The organism is Mycobacterium sp. UM_Kg27 (assembly GCF_000972905.1).
In the GTDB taxonomy this organism is placed as follows: Bacteria; Actinomycetota; Actinomycetes; order Mycobacteriales; family Mycobacteriaceae; genus Mycobacterium.
Genome location: NZ_JRMM01000051.1, coordinates 1 through 25,931, shown reverse-complemented (window position 1 = coordinate 25,931; position 25,931 = coordinate 1). Strand labels below are relative to the sequence as shown.

General features: G+C 68.5%; 13 protein-coding genes. 9 read left to right on the top strand and 4 right to left on the bottom strand.

Features of this window, described 5'->3' with window-relative positions:
- From LI94_RS10335 to LI94_RS10295, 9 genes are all read left to right on the top strand, one after another.
- Nucleotides 1-590: alpha/beta hydrolase family protein (locus LI94_RS10335; protein ID WP_046301120.1), on the top strand; the 590-nt coding region annotated here is incomplete at its 5' end.
- A gap of 171 nt (nt 591-761) precedes the next feature.
- Nucleotides 762-1,655 (top strand): alpha/beta hydrolase family protein, encoded by an 894-nt coding sequence (locus LI94_RS10330; protein WP_046301119.1) that lies wholly within the window; start codon nt 762-764, stop codon nt 1,653-1,655.
- Nucleotides 1,656-1,920: 265 nt separating this feature from the next.
- The gene (locus LI94_RS10325; RefSeq protein WP_081654558.1) at nt 1,921-2,988 is read left to right on the top strand and encodes a cutinase family protein; all 1,068 of its coding nucleotides are present in this window, start codon (nt 1,921-1,923) and stop codon (nt 2,986-2,988) included.
- Nucleotides 2,989-3,402: 414 nt separating this feature from the next.
- On the top strand, nt 3,403-5,313 hold the full coding sequence (gene fadD32, locus LI94_RS10320; protein WP_046301118.1) for a long-chain-fatty-acid--AMP ligase FadD32: 1,911 nt from the start codon (nt 3,403-3,405) through the stop codon (nt 5,311-5,313).
- A gap of 6 nt (nt 5,314-5,319) precedes the next feature.
- Entirely contained in the window at nt 5,320-10,695 is a 5,376-nt protein-coding gene (pks13, locus tag LI94_RS10315; RefSeq protein ID WP_046301117.1) for a polyketide synthase Pks13, read from the top strand.
- Nucleotides 10,692-12,245: an acyl-CoA carboxylase subunit beta gene (locus LI94_RS10310; RefSeq protein ID WP_024442546.1), complete on the top strand. Its 1,554-nt coding sequence runs from the start codon at nt 10,692-10,694 to the stop codon at nt 12,243-12,245. Before pks13 ends, LI94_RS10310 begins: the two co-directional genes overlap by 4 nt.
- Before the next feature lie 244 nt (nt 12,246-12,489).
- A complete protein-coding gene (locus LI94_RS10305) occupies nt 12,490-13,782 on the top strand; it encodes a PE-PPE domain-containing protein (RefSeq protein ID WP_052739913.1) in 1,293 nt (430 codons plus the stop codon).
- A 227-nt stretch (nt 13,783-14,009) separates the two neighbouring features.
- Nucleotides 14,010-15,506, top strand: coding sequence for an MFS transporter (locus LI94_RS10300; protein WP_152664798.1), 1,497 nt, complete (start codon nt 14,010-14,012; stop codon nt 15,504-15,506).
- 39 nt (nt 15,507-15,545) lie between these two features.
- Nucleotides 15,546-16,427, top strand: a complete 882-nt coding sequence (locus LI94_RS10295) for a type IV toxin-antitoxin system AbiEi family antitoxin domain-containing protein (RefSeq protein WP_024442543.1) — start codon at nt 15,546-15,548, stop codon at nt 16,425-16,427.
- Nucleotides 16,428-16,509: 82 nt separating this feature from the next.
- Here LI94_RS10295 and LI94_RS10290 read toward each other — a convergent pair whose 3' ends face one another.
- The 4 genes from LI94_RS10290 to LI94_RS10275 all read right to left on the bottom strand — a co-directional run.
- Complete coding sequence (locus LI94_RS10290) at nt 16,510-19,674, bottom strand: arabinosyltransferase domain-containing protein (RefSeq protein ID WP_024442542.1); 3,165 nt, start codon at nt 19,672-19,674, stop codon at nt 16,510-16,512.
- Nucleotides 19,671-22,943, bottom strand: coding sequence for an arabinosyltransferase domain-containing protein (locus tag LI94_RS10285; protein ID WP_046301116.1), 3,273 nt, complete (start codon nt 22,941-22,943; stop codon nt 19,671-19,673). Before LI94_RS10285 ends, LI94_RS10290 begins: the two co-directional genes overlap by 4 nt.
- A 110-nt stretch (nt 22,944-23,053) precedes the next feature.
- Complete coding sequence (locus LI94_RS10280; RefSeq protein WP_024442540.1) at nt 23,054-23,362, bottom strand: hypothetical protein; 309 nt, start codon at nt 23,360-23,362, stop codon at nt 23,054-23,056.
- A 116-nt stretch (nt 23,363-23,478) separates the two neighbouring features.
- A partial coding sequence (locus tag LI94_RS10275) for an arabinosyltransferase (RefSeq protein ID WP_046301121.1) occupies nt 23,479-25,931 on the bottom strand: 2,453 nt, incomplete at its 5' end.

The following is a 25,931-nucleotide window of genomic DNA, read 5'->3' as shown; positions in this document are numbered from 1 at the left end:
TCCTCACCAGCGAGCTGCCGGCCTACCTGGCCTCGGAGTACGGCGTGAGCCAGAGCCGCAACGCCGCGGTCGGCCTGTCGATGGCCGGTTCGTCGGCGATGACGCTGGCGATCTACCACCCCAACCAGTTCACCTACGCCGGCTCGCTGTCGGGTTACCTGAACCCGTCCACCGGTAAGGGCTGGATCGGCCTGTCCATGGGCGACGCCGGCGGCTACAAGAAGAACGACATGTGGGGCGACGACAACGACCCGGCCTGGTTGCGCAACGACCCGACGGTCAACGTCGACAAGCTGGTGGCCAACAACACCCGCCTGTGGGTCTTCTGCGGTAACGGCAAGGCCAACGAGCTGGGCGGCGACAACATCCCCGCCGTGTTCCTCGAGCAGAACTTCATGATCGGTGCGAACAAGAAGTTCCAGGAGCTCTACACCGCGGCCGGTGGCAACAACGCGATCTTCAACTTCCCGGAGTACGGCACGCACAGCTGGGAGTACTGGGGTCAGCAGCTGCAGGCCATGAAGCCTGACCTGCAGAGCCACCTGGGCGCCACGCCGGGAGGCGGCGCCAGCAGCAGCTCGGGCGAGTAGTCTCCCAACGCTGAAGATGTACCGCCGACGGCGGCGACCTGAAGGGGTCGCCGCCGTCGGTCGTTTCCCGCCCTGCTTGCGAGTGCCGTGTGATTGACTACCCCCCGGGGTCAGGGCGCGTGACCAGCGGGTGGAAACATCGGAGAATCTGTGCCGACGAGCGAGGTGGATATGAGCGGACTGTCGAAGTTGCTGCGGGCGCTGTGCGTGGCCGTGCTGATGCTGGGAATGTGGGGCGGGGGCACGATCGTCGGCGCAAGTGCGCACGCCGCACAGTTCGAGAACCTCATGGTCCCGTCGCCGTCGATGGGCCGCGACATTCCGGTGGCATTCCTCAACCAGGGACCGCACGCGGTGTACCTCCTCGACGCGTTCGACGCCCACCCCGAGCTGAGCAACTGGGTGACCGCGGGCAACGCGATGAACACGCTGGCCGGCAAGGGCGTCTCGGTGGTCGCTCCGGCCGGCGGTGCCTACAGCATGTACACCAACTGGGAGCAGGACGGCAGCAAGCAGTGGGACACCTTCCTGTCCAGTGAGCTGCCGGACTGGCTGGCGGCCAACCGGGGCCTGGCGCCTGGCGGTCACGCCGTGGTCGGCGCCTCGCAGGGCGGCTACGGGGCCCTGGCGCTGGCCACCTTCCACCCCGACCGGTTCGGCTTCGCCGGCTCGATGTCGGGCTTCTTGGGGCCGGCCAACACCACCGAGGGCGGTGTCATCGCCGCGGGCCTGCAGAACTTCGGCGGGGTGGACCCCTACGGCATGTGGGGCGCGCCCCAGCTCGGCCGTTGGAAGTGGCACGACCCGACCGTGCACGCCACCCTGCTGGCGCAGAACAACACCCGGGTCTGGGTCTACGCCCCGCTGGGCGGCGCCTCCAACCCGGCCGCGATGATCGGCGACCCCGCGCAGGCCGCCGGCAGTGGGCGGTACTTCAACTCGCAGTACCGGCAGGTGCGCGGCAAGAACGGGCATTTCGACTTCTCTGCCGGTGACAACGGCTGGGGATCGTGGGCGTCGCAGCTGGGCGCCATGGTCGGCGACATCGTCGGCGCGATTCGCTAGCGCGGCGTCAGCCGGGCGACGCGGGATCGCGCTTGGGTCGAGCGATCCGCTAGCGCGGCGTCAGCCAGGCGACGCGGGATCGCGCTTAGGCCGAGCAATCCGCTAGTTAGCGCGGATCGCGAGGGCGGCGCCAGCCGGTCGAAGCGGGTCCGCGCCATCAGCACAGTGCGCTGACACTGCGTCTACGGCGGGAAACCGCGGGTAGGTACCGCCCTGGACGCAGAGTCAGTGTCTGCCGTCGCCGATCTGTACCGTGAAAGGCGATATGGCCAAGAAGAAAACATCGAGAACCCCGCGCAAATCCGCGAAATCTCCTCGCAAGTCCCCGGCTGGCCGCCGCCGCGTCCTCGCCTGGATCGCCGCCGGCGCCATGGCGCTCGTGGTGGCGCTGGTGATCGTCGCAGTGGTGATCTGGATTCGGCGCCCGGCCTCACCCCCGCTCGCGGAGCAGCCCGGAGCGGGCGTCCCGTCGACCAGTTCGGTGCCGACGCGGACCAAGAAGCCACGCCCGGCCTACCAGGACGCCAGCTGCCCGGATGTGCAGCTGGTGTCGGTACCCGGCACCTGGGAGACCTCGCCCAGCGATGACCCGCTGAACCCCACTCAGTTCCCCATAGCGCTGCTGCTCACCGTCACCCGCCCGATCGCCGGGCAGTTCGATTCGTCTCGGGTGCAGACCTACACGGTTCCCTACACCGCGCAGTTCCACAATCCGTTGTCGGCCGATAAGCAGATGAGCTACAACGACAGCCGGGCCGAAGGCACCCGCGCCACCGTCAAGGCGCTGACCGAGATGAACGACCGCTGCCCGCTGACCAGCTACGTGCTGATCGGTTTTTCGCAGGGTGCGGTGATCGCCGGAGATGTCGCCAGCGACATCGGTAATGGCCGCGGTCCGGTCGACGAGGACCTGGTGCTGGGCGTGACGCTGATCGCCGACGGCCGGCGCCAAGTCGGGCCGGGCAGCGGTATCGACGTACCACCCACCCCGCCGGGACAAGGTGCCGAGGTCACCCTGCACGAACTGCCGATCCTGTCCGGAATGGGACTGACCATGACCGGTGCGCGCGACGGCGGATTCGGCGATCTCGCCCAGCGCACCAACGAGATCTGCGCGCGCGGTGATTTGATCTGCGCCGCGCCGCAAGAGGCGTTCAGTATCGGCAAACTGCCCGCCACCCTGGAGACACTGGCGGGCGGAGCGGGCCAACCGGTGCACGCGCTGTACGGCACCACCGAGTTCTGGGACCACGACGGGCTGTCCGCCACCCAGTGGACGCTGAACTGGGCACGTGACCTGGTCGACAACGCGCCACGCCCGCCGCACGGCTGAGACCCGGCGGTTCAGGGAGGCTCGACGAAGGAGAGGCGAAGCTGGGACCGCCTTGTGATTCCGGGCAGTTCAGGGAGGCTCGACGAAGGAGAGGCGAAGCTGGGACCGCCTTGTGACCTGGAGACCGGCGGTTCAGGGAGGCTCGACGAAGGAGAGGCGAAGCTGGGACCGCCTTGTGACCTGGAGACCGGCGACACACGCGGTACCGTTTGATTTGGCATGGACCGCACCGACCTCTAACATTAAGAGCAATTTAAGAGCGGCGGTCCGTGGCCGCGGGGCAGCAGCGCGTCGTCGGGGTGCAGGCAACCACTACCATCTGTGAGGTCCCGGGCCCGCGCGATGTAACGCAGCGGCGTGGCCACACGCGCCCGGCAGCTGATGAGCACGCATGTTCGCGACAGGAGATTTTGCATGGCCCCGGCAACACAGGCCAATTACCACAACCCGTTCGTCAAGGACGGCAAGATCCGGTTCCCGGACAACGCCAACTTGGTGCGCACCGTCGAGCGCTGGGCTGCGCTGCGCGGCGACAAGGTGGCCTACCGCTTCCTGGACTACTCCACCGAGCGCGATGGCGTAGCTCGTGAGATCTCCTGGGCCGACTTCGGCGCCCGCAACCGCGCACTGGGTGCCCGGCTGCAGCAGGTGACCGAGCCCGGCGACCGGGTGGCGATCCTGTGCCCGCAGAACCTGGACTACCTGGTGTCGTTCTTCGGGATCATGTACTCCGGCCGCATCGCCGTGCCGCTGTTCGACCCGGGCGAGCCGGGCCACGTGGGCCGGCTGCACGCGGTGCTCGACGACTGCACCCCGTCGGCGGTGCTGACCACCACCGACTCCGCCGAGGGTGTGCGGAAGTTCTTCCGCAGCCGCCCGGCCAACGCCCGGCCGCGTGTGATCGCGGTCGACGCAGTGCCCGACGAGGTGGGGTCGACCTGGGTCATGCCCGAGGCAGACCGGTCCGCGGTCGCCTACCTGCAGTACACCTCCGGCTCCACCCGCACCCCGACCGGGGTGAAGATCAGCCACCTGAACCTGCCCACCAACGTCGTCCAGCTGCTGGACGCGCTCAAGGGCCGCGAGGGCGACCGGGGCGTCACCTGGCTGCCGTTCTTCCACGACATGGGCCTGGTCACCATCCTGCTGTCGTGCGTGATGGGCCAGCAGTTCACCTTCATGACTCCGGCGGCGTTCGTGCGCCGGCCCTACCGGTGGATCAAGGAGATGGCTCGCAAGGAAGGCGAGACCGGTGAGTGCTTCTCGGTGGCCCCGAACTTCGCCTTCGAGCACGCCGCCGCGCGCGGCCTGCCCAAGGAGGGCGACCCGCCGCTGGACCTGAGCAACGTCCGGGCCATCCTCAACGGCAGCGAGCCGGTGTCGGCGGCCTCGGTGCGCAAGTTCAATGAGGCCTTCGGCCCGTACGGTTTCCGTGAAGAGGCGATCAAGCCGTCCTACGGTCTGGCCGAAGCCACCCTGTTCGTCTCCACCACCCCGCCCGACGAGGGACCGCGCGTGGTCTACGTCGACCGCGAGGAGCTCAACAACGGCAACCGGTTCGTCGAGGTTTCCGCCGACGCCCCCAACGCGGTCAGCCAGGCCTCGGCCGGCCGGGTGTCCGTGGACCAGTGGGCGGTGATCGTCGACTACGAGACCGGCGCCGAGCTGCCCGACGGCCAGATCGGCGAGATCTGGCTGCAGGGCAACAACATGGGCGTCGGCTACTGGAACCGTGAGCAGGAGACGGCCGACACCTTCCACAACGTGCTCAAGTCGCGCACCACTCCGTCGCGGGCCGAGGGCTCCGACGAGAACGGCTTCTGGGTGCGCACCGGTGACTACGGCGCCTACTACAAGGACGACCTCTACATCACCGGTCGCGTCAAGGACCTGGTGATCGTGGACGGCCGCAACCACTACCCGCAGGACTTGGAGTACTCCGCGCAGGAGGCCAGCCGGGCGCTGCGCGCCGGCTACGTCGCGGCGTTCTCGGTGCCGGCCAACCAGCTGCCGCAGTCGGCCTTCGACAACCCGCACTCCGGGCTGAAGTTCGACCCCGAGGACAGCTCCGAGCAGCTGGTGATCGTCGCCGAGCGCGCTCCGGGCGCCCACAAGCTGGAATATCAACCGATCGCCGACGACATCCGGGCGGCGATCGCGGTGCGCCACGGCGTGACCGTGCGTGACGTGCTGCTGGTGTCGGCGGGCACCGTCCCGCGTACCTCCAGCGGCAAGATCGGTCGCCGCGCCTGCCGGGCCGCCTACCTGGACGGCAGCCTGCGCGGCGGCACCACCGGCCCGAACGCCTACCCCGACGAGGTCTAACCCCAGATGAGCGAGGCTCCGCAGATGACCGGCGACGGCGACGACGCAACCCTGCGCGGCACCAGCCGCACCGACCTGACCGTCGCCGAGATGCGGACCTGGCTACGCGACTGGGTGGCCAAGGCCACCAGCCAGTCGCCGGACAAGATCAACGAGACCGCCCCGCTGATCGAACTGGGCCTGTCCTCGCGTGACGCGGTGGCGATGGCGTCCGACATCGAGGACTTCACCGGCGTGACGCTGTCGGCGACGGTGGCGTTCCGGCACCCGACAATCGAGGCGCTGGCCACGGTGATCGTCGAGGGCGAGCCGGTGCTGGAAAGCGGGGCCGACGATTCCGAGGACTGGTCGCGGGACGCCGACGTCGCCGACATCGCGGTCGTCGGCCTGGCCACCCGCTTCCCGGGCGACATGAACTCTCCCGAGGAGACCTGGGAGAAGCTGCTGGCGGGATTCGACGCCATCACCGACCTGCCCGAAGGGCGCTGGTCGGAGTTCATGGAGGAGCCCCGGGTTGCCGAACGCGTCAAGAAGGCGCGCACCCGCGGTGGCTACCTGTCGGACATCAAGGGCTTCGACGCCGAGTTCTTCGCGCTGTCGAAGATGGAAGCCGACAACGTCGACCCGCAGCAGCGGATGGCGCTCGAGCTGACCTGGGAGGCGCTGGAGCACGCCCGCATCCCGGCCTCGAGCCTGCGCGGCGAAGCGGTCGCGGTCTACATGGGTTCGACCAACGGCGACTACCAGAACCTGGCGTTGTCGGATCCGAGCATCACCCACCCGTATGCCATCACCGGTAACTCGAGCTCGATCATCGCCAACCGGGTGAGCTACTTCTATGACTTCCGTGGCCCGTCGGTCACCGTCGACACCGCCTGCTCGTCGTCGTTGGTCGCCGCGCACGCCGGTGTGCAGGCGCTGCGCAACGGCGAAGCCGACGTGGCGCTGGTCGGCGGCGTGAATGCGTTGGTCACCCCGCTGGTGACGGTCGGTTTCGACGAGGTCGGCGGGGTGCTGTCGCCCGATGGCCGGATCAAGTCGTTCTCGGCCGATGCCGACGGCTACTCCCGTGCCGAGGGCGGCGGCGTGCTGGTGCTCAAGCGGGTGGACGACGCGCGTCGCGACGGCGACCAGATCCTCGCGGTGATCGCCGGCTCCGCGGTCAACCACGACGGCCGGTCCAACGGCCTGCTGGCGCCCAACCCGGACGCGCAGGCCGCCGTGCTGCGCAAGGCCTACAAGAACGCCGGCATCGACCCGCGCACCGTGGACTACATCGAGGCGCACGGCACCGGCACCATCTTGGGTGACCCGATCGAAGCTGAGGCGCTGGGCCGGGTGGTCGGCCGTGGCCGCGCCGCGGACAAGCCCGCGCTGCTGGGCGCGGTGAAATCCAATGTGGGACACCTGGAGTCGGCCGCCGGCGCGGCCAGCCTGGCCAAGATCGTGCTCGCCATGCAGCACGACAAGATCCCCCCGTCGATCAACTACGCCGGGCCCAACCCCTACATCGACTTCGCCGGCACGCACCTGAAGGTCGCCGACACCGCCACCGACTGGCCGCGCTACGGCGGCTACGCGGTGGCCGGGGTGTCCGGATTCGGCTTCGGTGGCGCCAACGCCCACCTGGTGGTGCGTGAGGTGCTGCCCCGCGACGTGGTGGAAAAGGAAGCCCCGGAAAAGGACGAGACCGAAGCGCCCGTCGCCCACGAGGCTTCGGAACCCGAGATCGAGTACGAAGCCCCGCGCTTCGACGAGTACGGCGAGTTCATTCAGCCCGACAGCGCGCACGGCTACGGCGACGAGCCGGAGTATGAGTTGCCCGGCCTGACCGATGAGGCGTTACGGCTGCGCGACGAGGCGCTGGCCGAGCTGGCGGCGCAAGAGCCCGTGCAACCGCTGATCCCCCTGGCGATCTCGGCGTTTCTGACCTCCCGCAAGAAGGCTGCCGCGGCCGAGCTGGCCGACTGGATCGACAGCGAAGAGGGCCGCGCCACCCCGCTGACGTCGATCGGCCGGTCGCTGTCGCGGCGCAACCACGGCCGTTCGCGCGCCGTGGTTCTGGCCCACGACCACGACGAGGCTGTCGCCGGCCTGCGGGCGGTGGCCGAGGGCAAGCAGAAGCCGAACGTCTACTCCGCCGACGGCCCGGTCACCAACGGGCCGGTCTGGGTGATGGCCGGCTTCGGCGCGCAGCACCGCAAGATGGGCAAGAACCTCTACCTGCGCGACCCGATCTTCGCCGAGTGGATCGAGAAGGTCGACGCCCACGTCCAGGACGAGCGCGGCTACTCGGTGCTGGAGCTGATCCTCGACGACTCGCACGACTACGGCATCGAGACGTCCAACATCGCCATCTTCGCCATCCAGATCGCGCTCGGCGAGGTGCTCAAGCACCACGGCGCCCGCCCGACCGCCGTCATCGGCCAGTCACTGGGCGAGCCGGCATCGGCATACTTCTCCGGCGGTCTGTCGCTGGCCGACGCCACCCGGGTGATCTGCTCGCGCGCCCACCTGATGGGTGAGGGCGAGGCGATGCTGTTCGGCGAGTACATCCGGTTCATGGCGCTGGTCGAATACTCCGCCGAGGAACTCAACACGGTGTTCGCCGACTTCCCCGGCCTGGAGGTGTGCGTCTACGCCGCCCCCACCCAGACCGTGATCGGCGGCCCGCCCGAACAGATCGACGAGATCGTCGCGCGCGCCGAGTCCGAGGGCCGCTTCGCCCGCAAGCTGCAGACCAAGGGCGCCGGCCACACCTCGCAGATGGACCCGCTGCTGGGCGAGTTCTCCGCGGAGTTGCAGGGCATCGAGCCGCACACCCCGAAGATCGGCATCTTCTCCACCGTCCACGAGGGCAGCTACGTCAAGCCCGGCGGCGAGCCGATCCACGATGTGGACTACTGGAAGAAGGGGATGCGCCACAGCGTCTACTTCACCCACGGGGTCCGCAATGCCGTCGACAACGGCTACACCACCTTCCTGGAGCTGGCTCCGAACCCGGTCGCGCTCATGCAGGTGGGTCTGACGACGGCCAGCGCGGGGCTGCACGATGCCCAATTGATCGCGACGTTGGCACGCAAGACCGACGACGTGGACGCCATGACCATGGCGATGGCCCAGCTCTACGTCTTCGGCCACGACCTCGACTTCCGCACCCTGTTCCCGCGCGAGGTGCAAGGTCCGGTCAGCCCGGCGGAGTTCGCCAACATCCCGCCGACGCACTTCAGGCGCAAGCCGCACTGGCTTGACGCCCGCTTCTCCGGCGACGCCACCGGTGTCATGCCCGGCTCGCACGTCGCGACCCCGGACGGTCGGCACGTCTTCGAGTACGCCGGTCGCGGCGAGACCGACTTGGCCGCCCTGGTCAAAGCCGCTGCCGCAACGGTTATTCCGGACTCGACTCTGGTGGCCTCCGAACAGCGGGCGGTGCCCGGTGAGGGTTCTCGCCTGGTGACGACGCTGACTCGGCACCCGGGCGGCGCGGCCGTGCAGGTGCACGCGCGCATCGGCGAATCGTTCACGCTGGTCTACGACGCACTGGTGTCGCGTGGCGGGGCCGCCGGGGTGTTGCCGGTCGCCGTCGGTGCGGGCACCGCGGTGGCCGAGTCCGCGACCACTTCCGTTGCGGCCGTTGAGGAAGCCGTCGACGACGCCGCAATCCTGCACGACAACCTCACCGCAGGGGCGGGCCTGGCGGCGAACTTCGCCAAGTGGTCGCCGGAATCCGGCGAGACCATCGCAGACCGGTTGGGCACGATCGTCGGCGGTGCCATGGGCTACGAACCCGAGGACCTGCCGTGGGAGGTGCCGCTGATCGAGCTGGGTCTGGATTCGCTGATGGCGGTGCGGATCAAGAACCGGGTCGAATACGACTTCGACCTGCCGCCGATCCAGCTCACCGCGGTCCGCGACGCGAACCTCTACAACGTCGAGGAGATGATCCGCTACGCGGTCGAGCACCGCGACGAGGTCGAGGCGCTGCACGAACACCAGAAGACCCAGACGCCCGAGGAGATCGCCGCCGAGCAGGCCGCGTTGATCTCGGGCGCCAACACGACGACGGTCACCGCTGAGGCTCCGGACCCGCAGGCCGAACCGGAAACGCAAGCGGCACCGGCGGAGCCGCCCGCTTCGGACATCCCGATCCCGCCGCCGCCGAATAACCCGGCCGGTCCGGGGGGCGCGCCGATCCCACCGCCACCCACCAATCCCGAAGGCCCGGGTGCCGAGTCGAGCGGCGTCAGCACCAAGACCGCCGCGGCCGCGGCCGCCAAGGTGCTCACCCAGGAGGCAGTGACCGAGGCGCTGGGCGCCGACGTGCCACCGCGTGACGCCGCCGAGCGGGTCACGTTCGCCACCTGGGCGATCGTCACCGGGAAGTCGCCGGGCGGCATCTTCAACGAACTGCCGGCTCTCGATGACGACACCGCGACCAAGATGGCCGAGCGGCTGTCCGAGCGTGCCGAGGGCATCATCTCGACCGACGATGTGAAGTCGGCGACCACCATCGAGGCCCTGGCGACGATCGTCCGCGACCAGCTCGAGGACGGCGTGGTGGACGGATTCGTCCGGACCCTGCGCGCCAAACCTGAAGGCTCGAACAAGGTTCCGCTGTTCGTGTTCCACCCGGCCGGTGGATCGACGGTGGTCTATGAGCCGCTGATGAAGCGCCTGCCCGCCGACACGCCCGTCTACGGCATCGAACGGGTGGAGGGTTCCATCGAGGAGCGCGCCGCGGAGTACGTGCCCAAGCTGCTGGAGTTGCACGACGGGCCGTTCCTGCTGGCCGGCTGGTCGCTGGGCGGGGCGATGGCCTACGCGTGTGCCATCGGGCTGAAGCAGTCCGGTGCCGACGTGCGCTACGTCGGGTTGATCGATGCGGTGATGCCCGGCGAGCCGATCGACCAGAGCAAGGAAGGCATGCGCGCCCGCTGGGACCGCTACGCGCGGTTCGCCGAGCGCACCTTCAACGTCGAGGTTCCCGAGATCCCTTACGAGGAGCTGGAGAAGCTCGACGACGAGGGTCAGGTCCGTTTCGTGATGGATGTGGTGGCCCAGAGTGGGGTGCAGATCCCCGGCGGGATCATCGAGCACCAGCGCACGTCCTACTTGGACAACCGGGCACTGGACACCGCCGAATACCAGCCCTACGACGGCTATGTCGCGCTGTACATGGCGGACCGCTACCACGATGACGCCATCGTGTTCGAGCCCGCCTACGCGACCCGCAAGCCCGACGGCGGCTGGGGCGAATACGTCAAGGACCTGGAAATCGTTCCGATCGGGGGCGAGCATGTTCAGGTGATCGACGAGCCGTACATTGCCAAGGTGGGCGCCCACATGAGTGCGGCGATCAACCGGATCCAGGGAGAGCAGTGAGTAACAAGACCACCGCCGAACTGCTGGCCGAACTGCGCGAAAAACTGGAGCTGGCCAAGGAACCCGCCGGTGAGGCGGCCGTCGCCAAGCGTGCCAAGAAGGGCATCCCGAGCGCCCGCGAGCGCATCCATGCGCTGCTGGACCCGGGCAGCTTCTTGGAGATCGGTGCGCTGTGCAAGACCCCCGGCGACCCCAACGCGCTCTACGGCGACGGCGTGGTCACCGGCCACGGCCGGATCAACGGCCGGCCGGTCGGTGTGTTCAGTCACGACCAGACCGTGTTCCAGGGCTCGGTCGGCGAGATGTTCGGCCGCAAGGTGGCCAAGCTGATGGAATGGGTGGCCATGGTCGGCTGCCCGATCATCGGCATCAACGACTCCGCGGGCGCGCGAATCCAGGACGCGGTGACGTCGCTGGCCTGGTACGCCGAGCTGGGCCGGCGCCACGAGATGCTGCGCGGTCTGGTGCCGGAGATCTCCATCATCCTGGGCAAATGCGCTGGGGGAGCGGTGTATTCGCCGATCCAGACCGACCTGTTGGTGGCTGTGCGCGACCAGGGCTACATGTTCATCACCGGACCGGATGTGATCAAGGACGTCACCGGCGAGGACGTCAGCTTCGACGAGCTCGGCGGCGCCGACGTGCAGGCGCAGCGCGGCAACATCCACAAGGTGGTCGACGACGAGGCGGCGGCGTTCGCCTACGTGCGTGACTACCTGTCGTTCCTGCCGGCCAACCATTTCGACGACGCGCCGATCGTCAACCCCGGTCTGGAGCCGGAGATCACCCCGCACGACCTGGAGCTGGATTCGATCGTTCCGGACGCGGACAACGTGGCCTACGACATGCACGAGATCCTGCTGCGGATCTTCGACGACGGTGACGTCTTCGAGATCGCCGAACAGCGCGGCCAGGCCATGATCACCGCGTTCGCCCGGGTCGACGGCCACCCGGTCGGGGTGATCGCCAACCAGCCCATGTTCATGTCCGGTGCGGTCGACACCGAGGCGTCGGACAAGGCGGCCAGCTTTATCCGCTTCTGCGACTCCTACAACCTGCCCCTGGTCTTCGTCGTCGACACTCCTGGCGCCATGCCCGGGGTATCGGAGGAGAAGAACGGGATCATCAAGCGTGGTGGCCGATTCTTCAACGCCATCGTCGAGGCCGACGTGCCGAAGGTGACGGTGATCATCCGCAAGGCCTACGGCGGTGGTTACGCGGTGATGGGCTCCAAGCAGCTGTCCGCGGATCTGAACTTCGCCTGGCCGACCGCACGTATCGCGGTGATCGGCGCCGACGGCGCGGCCCAACTGCTGGTGAAGCGCTTCCCCGATCCGACCGCGCCGGAGGTGCAGAAGATCAAGCAGGACTTCATCGACGGCTACAACGAGAACATGGCGATCCCGTGGACTGCCGCTGAGCGGGGCTACATCGACGCGGTGATCCAGCCGCACGAGACCCGGTTGTTGCTGCGTAAGTCGCTGCGACTGCTGCGCGACAAGCAGAACTTCCCCAAGGTGCAGCGCAAGCACGGCCTGCTGCCGATCTAGGCCACACCCTCCGCACTCTGTCGTAGGCGCGCGGGTCCCTACCCTTAACCCACTCAGTTGCGACTCAGGTTGTGGGAACAATAGGTGGCCTGCGCTCTCAGGATGCGTGCCAACTTTTCCTGGTAAGGGCGCGTTTCCCGATTAGTGAACCTAAATTTGACATAACAGAGTGTGATTGAAATCATCCACGTTCAACAACGCCCCACTGATGTGGCGGCCTCGAGAATGTGGCGAGGAACCCTGGATGTTTGATGCAGTCGCGGCACGGATCAGTCACCGCGAGCCCGGCCTGCGAGCTGCATTAGCCGCCGCCGTGCTGCTCGGCGGTATCGTCGGCGCCCCCCAGTTCGCGCCGTTGACGTCGGCTCCCGACCACGCCGGGGTCCTGCTGTCGGCCGCCGACGCCGGCTCCCTCGCCAACTCAGGCGTTGCGCTGATCATGGGCCCCAGCATGATGCCGACGCCGAGCCAGCAGTTCGCCGAGACGGTCTCCTCGCTCTTTCTTCAGCCGAACGGGTTCGATGGCCGACTTGAGGTGCTGACCACTCCGCAGGAGGCCTACCTGCTGGACGAGTCCATGACCAAGGGCGCGAAAATACTGACCGACAGAGTGTTGACCCTGATCGACGAAGGCAAGGCGGGCGAGGACAGCCCGGTGACGGTCTTCGGTTACTCGCAGAGCGCCGCCCTCACGAGTCTGACGATGCAGCAGCTCGACGAGGCCGGTGTGCCGAGTTCGGCGGTGCGCTTCGTGCTGATCGGTGATTCGGCGAATCCGAACGGTGGCTTGCTCGTCGGCTTCGCGGATTATCCGGGCATCGCCGAGAACATGGCGAAAGAGGGCGTGACGCTCGGTAACGCGACCCCGAACGATCTGTACCGCACCGACATCTACACCTTGGAGTACGACGGCTACGCGGACTTCCCAAGGTATTTCATGAACCCGCTGTCCAGCTTGAACGCGGTCATGGGTATGGCCATCCAGCACATTGCGTACCTCGGCTTGACGCCCGAACAGATCGCGGACGCCGTCCTGCTGGAGTCGAGCCCGGACAGCATGATCAACTCGTATGTGATCCCCAGCGAGTACCTTCCGCTGCTGTACCCGCTGCTGTTCGTCCCGATCACCGGAAAGCCGATCTATGACCTGCTGGAGCCGGTCATGCGGATCCTGGTGAACCTCGGTTACGGCAGCATCGATCATGGATGGAACGACGGCCCCGCGGATGTCCCGACGATGGCGACGGACGTCATGCCCGACCTCGACTGGAACGAGGTGAGCAACGCGCTGTTTGCGGCGGCGATGACCGGCGTGGGCGCCTTCATCACCGATATCTTCGACCCCCAGACCTACGTGCAGGTGGACATGCTCGACAACCCCGCACTGGACGGATTGCTCGCAGCGATGGTTGGCGTGGGTGCTGCCGCAGGTGAGGACCCGACGGTGAGCGAGATGCTCAACGGCCTGACCAACATGATGTGGGAGTCGTTGGTCGGTCAATACTTCGATCCTGCTTACTGGGAAGCCGCCTCCTAGTCTCGGGCGGATAAGTGTTGCGTAACGCTTCAGCAACACCAGTCACATCTGTCGCAAACCATTTATCGTTTACCCCAGGCGATCCCACGATGGGCTAGCCGCCGATGTTCCAATTCTGCGGGGCTGGAAGGTGATTCCGGCTGAACGGATCGCCGTGTGAATCGTCGGGGGCGTGACGAGGGGGACGCCGTGCGTGCTGTAAGCGTATGCCCTAGCGGCGAGGCTCGATGAGTCTGCTGCTACCGGCGAGGCCGTCGGCGCAGGTGGCACGGGAACCCCGTAGTGCTCCAGATGAACAAAAACGGCTGCTGCGCAAAGCTATTGCGGCATCAGCCATCGGCAACGCGACCGAATGGTATGACTACGGCGTCTATGCCGTCGTGGCGACTTACCTGACCGAGGCGTTCTTTCCGGACACGCTGGGCAACCTCGGAACCATGCTCGGCTTCGCGGTCTCCTTCGTGCTTCGGCCGCTGGGCGGCATGATCTGGGGCCCGATCGGAGACCGGTTCGGGCGCAAGTCGGTCCTGGTCGCGACCATCCTGCTGATCGCGGTGGCGACGACATTGATCGGCGTGTTGCCCACCTACGCCACGGCGGGGTGGTGGGCGCCGGGGCTGTTGATCGCCCTGCGAGTGGTGCAGGGATTCTCCACCGGTGGTGAATACGGCGGCGCGGCGACGTTCATGGCCGAGAGCGCGCCCGACCACAAACGCGGGACCTATGGCAGTTTCCTGGAGTTCGGCGCTGTCGGTGGTTTTGTCCTGGGCAGTGCCGTCGTGTTGGCGCTGGAGGCGATGCTCAGCCACGACCAGATGGCCGCCTGGGGTTGGCGTGTTCCGTTCCTGCTGGCCCTGCCGTTAGGCGTGCTGGGGTTGGTGCTGCGCAGCCGGATGCCCGAGACGCCGGTGTTCGCCGAATGCGTCGCCTGCGATGCGATCAAGGGATCGGCTTGGGACCGACTGGTCGACCTGCTGACCAATTACACCCGACCGATTCTGGTGACGTTCGCCCTGCTGGTCGCGCTGAACATCATCGACTACACCCTGGTGACCTACCAGCCGACCTATCTGCACGCCACCGCCGGCCTCGACGAGCGCAGCAGGACGGCGGTGGTGCTGGTCGGGGAACTGGCCATGATGGCCTGCATCCCGTTCGCGGGCGCCTGGTCGGACCGGATCGGTCGAAAACCCCTGTGGCGCGGCTCGCTGGTCGGGTTCATCGTGTTGGCGCTGCCGATGTACTGGCTGATGGGCCAGGGATTCGCCTGTGCGCTGATCGGATTCACCGTGCTCAGTGTGCTGTTCGCGGCGCCGCTGGCAACCGTGGCGGCGACGTTCCCGGCGATGTTCCCCACCCAAGTCCGCTATGCGGGCTTCGCGATCGCCGACAACGCGGCGGTCGCGGTCTTCGGCGGCACCGCACCGGTGCTGGCCGACTCGGTCATCGAGCACACCGGATGGCAGCTCTTTCCGGCGGCATATCTGGTGGCCGCCGCGGTGCTCGGGTTGGTCGCCCTGCGGTTCCTACCGGAGACCCTCGGGTGCTCCCTGCGCGGCACCGGCATCCCCGGTGTGCAGGGTGAACTCGAGCGCGAGCTGCGGGACTTGGCGTCCCTCTCCCGCGAGCGTGCACAACCGTCCGGTGTTTCCCCAGGTCCGGGCGGACAAATCTGCACGGTGGGCGAAGGAGCAGGGATTATCCACAGCGCCGCGGCAGGGTGACTGGGCGGGATGGGGTACCGGCGCCGACGATAGGCGCCCATGAACCCAGACCTCCGCGAGCTGTTGGCACACCAGGGCGGCGTCGTCACCTGCGGCCAGGCCCTCAACCATCTGAGTCGGCGCGCGCTTCGTGACGCAGTCAAACACGGACAGCTGCAACAACTTTGGCACGGAATCTACGGTGCCGGAGAACCCGACGCCGGGTTGCGGCTGCGCGGCCTGGACCTGCTGACCGGAAGTCGAGTCGCGACCTGTCTGGCCACCGCAGCCGCCACCCACGGCTTCGACGTGGAATGCCCCCAGGAGCTGCATGTGCTGAATCCTGAAGGCAGACAGCTCCGGCCGGTCGACGGCCTGGTGGTGCACCGCCGGGAGGGCGCCCCGCTGGTGGAGGTCGACGGGAGGCTCGCCACCGCCCCGGCCTGGACTGCGATCGAGACGGCTCGCAGCCTATGGCGACCGCGTGCGCTGGCCACCCTTGACGCCGCGCTGCGCAGTGGCACCTGCACTGAACGGGAGCTGTGGGCGGCCGCGGAGCGCCAGGCCGGCCGGCGCGAGATCGTCAAGGTGCGTGACCTCCTGCCGCTGGCCGACCCGCGCGCCGAGTCACCGATGGAGAGCGAGACGCGGCTGGTGATGATCGACGGCGGCCTACCCGCGCCGGAGCTTCAGTACGAGATCGTCGACCGCAATTTCCGGACCTGGCGAGTGGATTTCGCCTGGCCAGCGTACCGGGTCGCGGTCGAATACGACGGTCTGGAGTGGCACAGCGGAGTGGGTGCGTTGCGTTACGACCGGGTCAGACGGGCTGCACTGCAGGAGGCGGGCTGGGTGGTGCTGGCTGTGATCGTCGACGATGTGCGGCACCGGCCCTACGAGTTGCTGCGACGGATCAGGTTTCAGCTGGACCGGGTGGCCTGACCCCTACTCTTTGTGAGCGTGCAGAGTTGTCCACCCTCACCTGGGGAAATGCCGGACAACTCTGCACGCTCGCGGATAAAAACTAGGCCTTGATCCGGATCTGGCCCGGTGACCACCAGCCCGAACGCGTCGCGCTGCCCAGCTCCAACTCCGCGGGCGTGGCCGGCGTGATCACCTCGAACTGACGCAGCGAGCCCCAGTCGCGGCCCCAGTCGTAATTGAGGTAGGTGGCCATCACGTGTGCCCGTAGCAGCATGTCGGAGATACCCAGCAGCCCGCCGTTGACCCCGTCCTGCCAGGTGTCGGTGTCCTGCTTCTTGGCGTTGTAGTCCGGGGTGATCCGGTACTGCGGCACCTCGGTGACACCGTTGGCGTGCAGCATCGGGTGCTGGCACGGGAAGGCCAGGCCCACCGCCCAGTCCAGCAGCACCGGCTTGTCGGAGCCGATGTAGGACTGGATGGTCTTGACCTCGGGCAGCCGCGGCGGGGTGAACGCGATCCAGTCCCGCGGGTTCAGCGACTTGTCCACGGCCACAATGCGTACCGCCACGGCGTCGGCAGGGATCTGCGCCCGCGGGTAGCGCAGGTTGCGCCACATCCGCGGCCACTCGCCGAACAGGTCGTAGGGCACCAGCCGCCCGGCGGCCACCGGGGCGCCGTCGGGACCCGGCACCCCGTACTCCAGCTGCACGTCCTGGCCGGTGGTGTAGCCCTTGAGCACACTGTTGCCGGCGATGGTGCCCGCGGCGGTCACCGCCACCAGCGGGTGACCGGCGTCGGCCGGGGGCAGCGCATACCAGGCCGAGGTCAGCTTGGACTCCTGTTGACCGTCGGTGCTGTAGCTGCCCGCCAGCGGAATCCGGGCCGGGTCCAGACCATAGGGCAGCGGCACGGTCGAGCCGTTGATTCCGGCCGTCTTCAGCTTTTTGGGGGCGTCCCAGTCGTAGTCGGTGCCGGGCTGGGTGATCGGCATCCGCAGTGACTCGGCGACCACCTTCTCCGGCACCCCGCTGGCGGTGAAGCCCACCGGGTCCACACCGCCCAACGGTCCGAGGTCGCCGTACTCCCCGGGCAGCGGCGTCAGCGAACCGTCGTTGGGGTCCGGCTCCACCAGCACGTTGTCGGCCAGCCCGCAGCCGCCCACGAACGCCCGCACATTGGCCAGGCCGTTGGAGTAGGTCGGGTATTCGCGGATGATCCCGGCCACCATCGAGGCGACGAACACGCACACCATGAAGCCGGCCGCCACCGGGATGGGCGCGGCGGTCAACGCGCGGGCCAGCCGGCCCTCGCCCCGATCACGCGGGGCGAAGTGCAGCCAGGCCGCCCAACCGGCCGCGACCGCGAACATGGCGAACAGGATTGTGCTGACGGTGATCCCGCCGATACGCGGCATGTCGGCGTTGAACGGCACCCCATAGCTGGAGACGTACCACCAGCCGTTGGTGGTGGCGAAACACAACGCCAGGATGAACAGCACCGCCGCCGCGAATGCCATCCGGTTTCTCGACCAGCGCACCACTTGTCGCGATACCAGCACCGTGGTCAGCGCCGCCATGGCTCCGGCCACCGCCGCGAACAGGCCGAAGTGGTGAACCCACTTGGTGGGCGCGAACATCAGCGAGAACATGGTCGCCAGGATGACGCCCATCAGGCGCCACACCGGGCCGCTGGCGACACCGGCAACACGCTTGCGCCGCAACATGATGAACATCGCGGTGAACAGGCACAGCGCGCAGATCAGGAAACCGAACCGCCGCGACAGCGAGCCGTCGACAGTCGGCAGGATCAGGTAGTAGTAGCGCAGGTTCTCGGTGTACCAGGCCTGGCTGGGGCCGATCGCGGTGCGAACCCTGGTGGCTTCCAGCACCGCTCGGATGGTCTGGTCGGAGAACACCACGGTCAGGATCACCGCTCCGGCGGCCAGCAGCGGCGCCACCAGCGGCCAGGTGCCGTGAATGCGGTGACGACGCACCAGAATCCGCAGCAGCGGACGGCCGCCGGCCAGCAGCGCGGCCACCGCGATCAGCCCGGTGGGCTGGATGCCCAGGGTGAAGGCCGCGCAGATGATCGCCAGCGCTGCCGGGGTGAGCCGGCTGGAGATGATCGCCCGCTCCACCAACACCCAGGTGATCAGCGCGCCGACGGCAATGATTCCCTCGGGGCGCAGGCCGTTGTTGAACGGCATCCAAGCCGCCAGCAGCACCAGGCCGGCGGCCCACAGCGCGGGCTTGCTGGCCGCCACCGCGGGACCGAACCGGGGCAGCACCTCGCGGCTCAGCAGCAACCAGCACACCAGCCCGGCGACCAGGTCCGGCAGCCGGATCCAGATGCTGGCGTCGGAAACGTGCGTCATCAGCGCCAGCAGGTTGTAGTACCAGCCGAACGGGTCTTCGGGGCTGCCGAACCACCGGAAGTAGTTGCTCATATAGCCGGCGTGGTCGGCCACCCGGGCCATCCCCAGGATGTAGCCGTCGTCGGAGGAGTTCGCGCCGATCACGTACCAGAGCAGGAAGCCGAAGACCACCGCCACGTCGGCCAGCGAGAAGAATCGCCACCGGCTCGGGATCAACCGGTGCATCCGGTGCCCGTCGAGCCGGTCCAGGCGCCACAGCGCCAGCACCGCGATCACGGTGGCCAGGATGGCGGCGTAGATCGCGGCCCGCTTGAGCGCCGTGGGCTTGGTGGAGAACCGGGTGTCGATGTCGGCGGTCAGCGACAGCCCGGCCGGGGCGGGACCGGCCAGATCGGTGAACACCCCGACGATCTGCGGGCGCAGGTTCGGGTCGGGCCAGCCGTAGCGCTGGGTGATCCCGCCGATGGTGGCGAAGGTTCCGGCGTGCGACGAGGTGACCTCGATATCGGTGCAGCCGGGGCCTTCCACCTTGGCCCGCGGCGCGGTGGCCAGCACCACGTTGCGGTCGGTGACGTCCACCCGCTTCTCGGTGACGGTGATGAACAGCCCGTTGAGCGCGGCGTCCTTGCCCTTGGCCGGCGCGGTGGCCAGCAGCGTGCCGCCCTCAGCGGGCAGTGCGCGCACCAGCGCGCACGGCGCCTTCACCGTCATCGAGATCGGGGTCTGCGAGATCAGCGGTGCGGTCACACTGCTCAGCTCGCCGTGCTGCGGCCAGTTCAGCGTGGCGGTGGTCTGCACCACCGGCAGCAGCGGGGTGGCCACCGACAGCAGGAAGCCCACCAGGCCGGCGACGACGGCCACCCAGCGGGTCAGTTTCACCTCGCGCGTCATGGCAGTGCTCGAATCGGTCCGGGCCGGCTCCAGCCGGTAACAGTGACAGTGCCCTGCTCGATGACGGCGTCCGGCGCGTCCTTCGCGGGGATCAGACGGTGGTAGGCCTCCACCGCACCCCAGTCGCGATACCAGTCATTGCGCAGGTAGGTCGGGACGGTGGTGGTCCAGAGCATGGCTTGGGTGATCATGAACGGCCCGCCGTCCTCGGCCGACTGCCACAGGTTCGACGACGCCGCGGTCTGCTTGTGATCGGGCATGATCCGGTACTCCGGCAGCTCGGCGATGCCCAGGTGCTCGGAGAACGGCCGTTGGCACGGGAAGTTCGCCGCGACGGCGATGTCCATCAGCACCGGGGTCTGCGAGCCCATCAACTCGCTGATGGTCTTGACCACCGGCACCCGGGGCGGGGTGAAGGCGATCCACTGCTCGGTGGACAGGTTCGGGTCGTTGGCGACGATCCGAACGGTGTCGGTGCCCGGCGGCGCCCACGCCAGCGGGAAACGCAGGTTGCGCCAGGAGTTCTGCGGCCCGATGTCGATCGGCTCCACCTCTCCCTGGGCCTGCACGGTGCCGTCTTCGGCGGTGATACCCCACTGAAGTTTCAGCGGCTGGCCGTAGTCGAGCTTGCCGTCCTCGCCGTGCGACCAGATGGCGCCGGCGGCGGTGACCACGACGATCGGGGCCCGGTCCGGCGACTGCTCCGGCAGCCGGTACCAGACCGAGGTGGCGTGCGCTGCGACCTGCTCGTGATAGGAGCCGAGCACCGGGGTGACGGCTGGGTCCAGCCCGAACGGCAGCGCCACCCGGGAGCCGTTCACCCCGTCGGGGGCGTCGTCGGGGATCTTGCCGCCGGCCGTACCCGCGGCGTCGCTCTGGTTGGCGCTGGGCTTGTTGGGGGAGGCATCGGCGTTGGGCACGCCGGGCTTGGCGATGACGGCCAGCGAGGTCAGGTCGTCGTCGACGGCATTGGGGTCGAAGCCGTACGGGTCCGAACCACCCAGCGGGCCGAGCTCGCCGTAGGTCTGTCCCGGAACCGGTTGCAGCAGTCCGGCATTGACGTCGGGCTCGGCCAGCACGTCGTCGGCCATGGCGCAGGAGGACAGGCCGGAGATGAGAGCGTCGGCGTTGGCCCGGGCGGTGGTGTAGGCCGGGTAGCGGCCGGCGGCGGCCTTGGCCATCGAGCCGACCATCAGCAGCACCATCAGGCTGGCCACGATCAGCAGCGGAGTGGAGGCCAGGATCCGGTTGCGCCGGTTGGGCGTCACCTCGGTGTGCCCGGCGTAGTCCAGCCGGAAGTGCTGCCAGCCGGCCAGCAGGCCGGTGGCGATCGAGGCGGCCAGGAACATCGAGGTCACCGGGCGGCTGGCGATCACCGGCGGGATGTCGAACCACGGAACCCCGTAGCCGCCGACGTAGAACCAGCCGTTGACCCCCGAGGTCGCCACGGCCACCAGGAACAGCAGCGCGGTCACATACAGGGTCATGTTGCGTCGGCTGTGCAGCCCGACCCGGGCGAAGGTGAACGCGGTGAGCGCCGCCAGCGCCCCGGCCAGCCCGGCGAACCCGCCGAACTGCACCGCCCACTTGGTCGGGGTGAACGTCAGCAGCAGCAGGCCCACCGCGGTGGATCCGATAAGCCGCCAGGCCGGGCCGCTGGCCACCCCGTTGATCCGGCCGCGCCGCAACAGCACCACCAGCATGGCGAACATGCAGAACAGCAGCACCAGCACGGCGAATCGACGGGTCAGCGAGGCGTCGACGTTCTCTTCGACGGTCAGGAAGTAGTACCGCAGGAACTCCTGGTACCAGGCGATGGTCGGGCCGACCACGTACTTGATCCGGGCCGATTCGGCGACCGCGGCCAGTGTTTGGGACCGGCACACCACCACGGCGATCACCGAGCCGGCCGCGGCCAGCACTGCCAGTGGAGCCAGCAGGCCGTCGCTGCCGCGGCGCTGGCGGATCACCGCCCCGATGGCCCGGGAGCCGGTGAGCAGGGGAGCCAGTGCGATCAGTCCGTGCGGGGCCAGCGTGGCGGTGAAGACCGCCACCAGGACCGCGCACGCGGTGGGCACCAGCCGTCGGGTGGCGATGGTGCGTTCCACCAGCACCCAGACTCCCAGGGTGCCCAGCGCGATCAGCGGTTCGGGGCGCAGGCCGTTGTTGAACGGCAGCCAGGCCGCCGCGAACATGGCCGCGGCGGTGAACACCGCCACCCGGTTGCCGGAGAGCCGGCCCAGCCGGGGCAGGATGCGGCGGCTGATGATCAGCCAGCAGGCCACCCCGGCCAGCGTGGCGGGCAGGCGCATCCACACCCCGGCGGTGCTGATCGTGCTCAACTGGCCCAGCAGCGCCGGGTACCAGTCGAACGGGGCCTCGCTGGTGCCGAAGAACCGGTAGTAGTTGGCCACGTAGCCGGCGTGCGCGACGTTGCGCGCCATCGTGAGGTTATAGCCGTCGTCGCTGGAGATGGCGCCGATGACGTGCCACAGCGCCAGCGTGCCGATGACGCCGATGTCGGCTAGCCAGGTGATCGGGTTGGCCTTGAAGCAGTGCCGCCAGCTGCGCGGGGTGCGGTGGCATTGCCGCCGGTCCAGGACGGCCAGGGCCAGGATCGATGCCAGCACCGCCAGCACGCCCAGGGCCATCACGGCAGCCTTGAGGGTGGTGGGGTTGGTGATGAACCGGGTGTCGACGTCGATGCGGGCGTTCAGGCCCGGCTGCGGGCCGATCTTCAGCTCGGTGAAGACGCCGCCGATCTGCGGCTTGTTCTCCGGTGGCAGGGTGCCGGCCGCGCCGGGGATGCCGACGAAATCCGCGCCGACCTCGCCCGCGTTGGCCCACAGGTGCAGTTCGGTGCAGTCAGCGATTTTGGCGCGGGGAGCGGCCGCGGCCACCTGGTCGCGATAGGCGGCGAACACGGCGGTCTTATTGGCCCGCACGAACAGGCCGTGCGCGGTGGCGTCGACGCCGCCCGCCGGCACGGTCGACAGCACCAGGCCGCCGTTGACGCCCAGGGTGGCCATCGCCGAGCAGGGGATGGTGATGTTGAGGCTGCGGGGCGCACCGGACACCAGCGGAGCGGTGACGTCGCTGACGTGGCCGTCGGCGTTGAGACCCTGGGGCCAGGCGATGGTGGCGGTGGTCTGTTTGACCGGGAGCAGCGGCGTGATGCCGCACAGCAGCACGCCGGTGACGCCGGCCACCACCGCGATCAGCCGGGCGATCCGATAGCGCTGCTTGGGCTGATCGTAGGTGGAGGACACGAGCCTCGATGTTAGGCGACCGCGTCGACGCCGCGGCGGACCATACGCAGAGTTGCCCGGCTTTGAGCGACAACCCACGTCATGTCGGGTGCAGGACGAGGTGCGCCGGGTTACGGGCCGAGGTCCTGGCCCGCGGCCTCGGCGCGCAACGCCATCACCCGCTGGTGAATCCGGTACTCGGTACTCCGCGGCATCGACGCGGGCCCGTAGCGGCCCCGACCGCGCCGGAACACCCGGCCGTGTTCGCGTTCCCAGCGCAGGGCATCCGAGATCGCCTTCGACGGCCGCCCCGCGACGCTGAAGCCTCGCGAGTCCAGCTCCGCGGCTAGCTCGTTGATGCTGCACGTCCCGTAATGGAACAGGTGGTGGGTCAATATGTAGCGCAGTTCGATGCCGCGCAGTGATCTCCGGTTCGTCATGTGGCGAACCCTGGCACCCCGGTCCGACAGGGCAGGCAGTTGTCGCTCAGAGCCGGGCAACGCTCACATGCCTCGGCTCCGGTGACGGGCGGGGCGAGTGGGGCGGGTGACCCAGATCAGTGCCGCAGCGGCGCCGGGCTCCACAGCCCGGAGCGCACGGCGGTGCCCAGATCCAGATTCGCCGGTGTGGCCGCGGGGTAGTACGGCGTCAACTGCTGCAGGGCGCCCCAGTCGCGGAACCAGTCGTGGTTCAGATAACTGGGCACCGTGGTGGCGCGCACCAGCAGCTCGGTGATGCCCAGCGGGCCGCCGCCGTTGTTGTCCATCACCGGAGAGTTCGCCTCGGCGCCGAACCGGTCCGGCAGAATCCGCCACTTCGGCACTTCGGTCACCCCGTTCTGGTGACCGAACGGACGCTGGCAGGGGAACGCCAGGCCGACCAGCCAGTCCAGCAATACGGGGTCCTCCGAGCCCACCACTTCCTGCAGGGTGCGCAGCTGCGGGACGCGCGGCGGTGTCACCGCGATCCAGTGCTGCGGCGCCAGGTCGTCGTCGCGGACCACCAACCGGATGCGGGTGGCCTCGGCGGGGATCGCCGACATCGGCGCGCGCAGGTTGCGCCAGGCCGGGACCGCGCCGATGTCACCGAAGTCGACCGTCCCGCCGGGCTTGTCGTTCGCCGCGCCGGCCTCGGTGGCCCACTGCGCGGTGACCTCGCCGCGGTCGAAGCGGCCCGCGGCCGCCACCACCAGCAGCGGCCCGGCGTTGGCCCGGTCGGCGGGCAACCGGTACCAGGCCGAACGCAGCAGTGCGGGCACCTGAATGCCGGCGCGCCAGCTGCCCAGTACCGGCACCCGGGCCGGGTCGAGCTTGTAGGGCAGTCGGGCTCGTGAGCCGTTGATCCCCTCGCCGGACGTGATGCCACCCTCGGTGCCGGCCTCGCCGCCGGCGACCTGGGCGTCGTCGTCGGCCAGCCGGCCCAGCCCGGGCGGGCCGATCATCTGGTCGGCCGAGACGTCGGCGGGGATCCCGTTGGGGGTGAACCCGACCGAGAACGTCGCGCCCAGGGCGTCGTCGACCGGCGAGTCGATCGGGGGGAGTATCCCGGCGGTGGGGTCCTGTTCAACCAGGACGTCGTCGGCCAGCCCACACGTCTTGCCGGTGAGGGCGCCCAGGTTGGAGCGGCCCACCGTCCAGGCCGGGTATTGGCCGAGCATGGCGGCGGTCAGCGACACCACCTCGAACACGATCAGCACCCAGGAGGCGATCGCCAGCGGGTAGCCGGACAGTGCCGCCCAGCGCGGTCGCCGCTCGGCGCCGTTGGCGAAGTGGAACCAGGCCGCCACCAGGGCTGCCGCCACCGTCAGTCCCACGCCGATGGTGGCGAACGCCAGATGCCACTTGGGGAAGGCGTTCGACCACGGCACCCCGAAGTTGGAGACGTACCACCAGCCGTTGACGCTGGCGAACGACAGCGCGGTGATGAACAGCACCACCGCGGTGAACAGCATCCGATTGCGCCGCGAGTGCATGGCGGCGGCGCTCACCGCGACGGCGGCCAGTGCACCCAGGGACCCGGCCAGCCCGGCGAACACCCCGAAGTGATGCGTCCACTTGGTAGGCGTGAACATCATCGCGATGAACGAGATGATGGTGATCCCGATGATGCGCCGGCTCGGTCCGGCCGCGGTGCCGGGAATCCGGCCCTTGCGCAGCGCCATCGCCACCGCCACCGCCAGCGCGACACCCAGCGCCAGCACCGGGAACCGGCGCGCCACCGAGCCGTCGGGGGTGGCCAGGAACAGCCGCTCGTAGCGGACGTGCTCCTCGAACCAGGCCAGGCTGGGGCCGACCGCGGACTTCAGCGTGCTGGCCTCGATCTCACCGGCCAGGGTCTGGTCGCGGAAGATCACGATCGCGGTGATGCTGACCGCCGCGGCGATGGGCGCCAGCAGCGGCGCCAGGCCGAACTGCTTGGAGCGCCGGTGCAAGATGGTGCGCAGCGGCCCGATCGCGACCAGCAGCGCACCGATCGACGCGATCCCGGTGGGCCCGGAGAACAACGTCATCGCGCCGATGATGCAGGCGATCGCCAGCGGCAGCAGTCGGCTGGTGGCCACCGCCCGCTCCACCGAGCACCAGGTCGCCAGGATCCCGAGCGCGATGATCGGCTCCGGACGCAGGCCGTTGTTCAGCGGCAGCCAGAACGCCAGGAACATGCCGGCCGCGGTCCAGGCCGCCGCCCGGCTGTGTTTGACGGCGTGGCCCAGCCGGGGGATCACCTCGCGGCTGATCAGCCACCAGCACGCCAGTGCCATGGCCAGGGTGGGTAGCCGCATCCAGATGCTGGAGGTGGACACGTGGGCCCACACCGCGAGCAGGTCGTAGTACCAGCCGAACGGCGCCTCGGGGGTGCCGAACCAGCGGTAGAAGTTGGCCATGTAGCCGGCATGCTCGGAGATCCGCGCCATGGTCAGGATGTAGCCGTCGTCGGAAGTGTTGGCGCCGACGAAGTGCCACCAGACCAGCACGCAGGTGACCAGGGCGTCCAGCCTGTCTCTTATACACA

Bases quoted from the DNA above. Each gene is read 5' to 3' on its own strand.
- LI94_RS10305 (WP_052739913.1), top strand. From the start codon at position 12,490: ATGTTTGATGCAGTCGCGGCACGGATCAGTCACCGCGAGCCCGGCCTG.
- pks13 (WP_046301117.1), top strand. From the start codon at position 5,320: ATGAGCGAGGCTCCGCAGATGACCGGCGACGGCGACGACGCAACCCTG.
- fadD32 (WP_046301118.1), top strand. From the start codon at position 3,403: ATGGCCCCGGCAACACAGGCCAATTACCACAACCCGTTCGTCAAGGAC.
- LI94_RS10280 (WP_024442540.1), bottom strand. From the start codon at position 23,362: ATGACGAACCGGAGATCACTGCGCGGCATCGAACTGCGCTACATATTG.
- LI94_RS10300 (WP_152664798.1), top strand. From the start codon at position 14,010: ATGAGTCTGCTGCTACCGGCGAGGCCGTCGGCGCAGGTGGCACGGGAA.
- LI94_RS10295 (WP_024442543.1), top strand. From the start codon at position 15,546: ATGAACCCAGACCTCCGCGAGCTGTTGGCACACCAGGGCGGCGTCGTC.
- LI94_RS10330 (WP_046301119.1), top strand. From the start codon at position 762: ATGAGCGGACTGTCGAAGTTGCTGCGGGCGCTGTGCGTGGCCGTGCTG.
- LI94_RS10325 (WP_081654558.1), top strand. From the start codon at position 1,921: ATGGCCAAGAAGAAAACATCGAGAACCCCGCGCAAATCCGCGAAATCT.
- LI94_RS10290 (WP_024442542.1), bottom strand. From the start codon at position 19,674: ATGACGCGCGAGGTGAAACTGACCCGCTGGGTGGCCGTCGTCGCCGGC.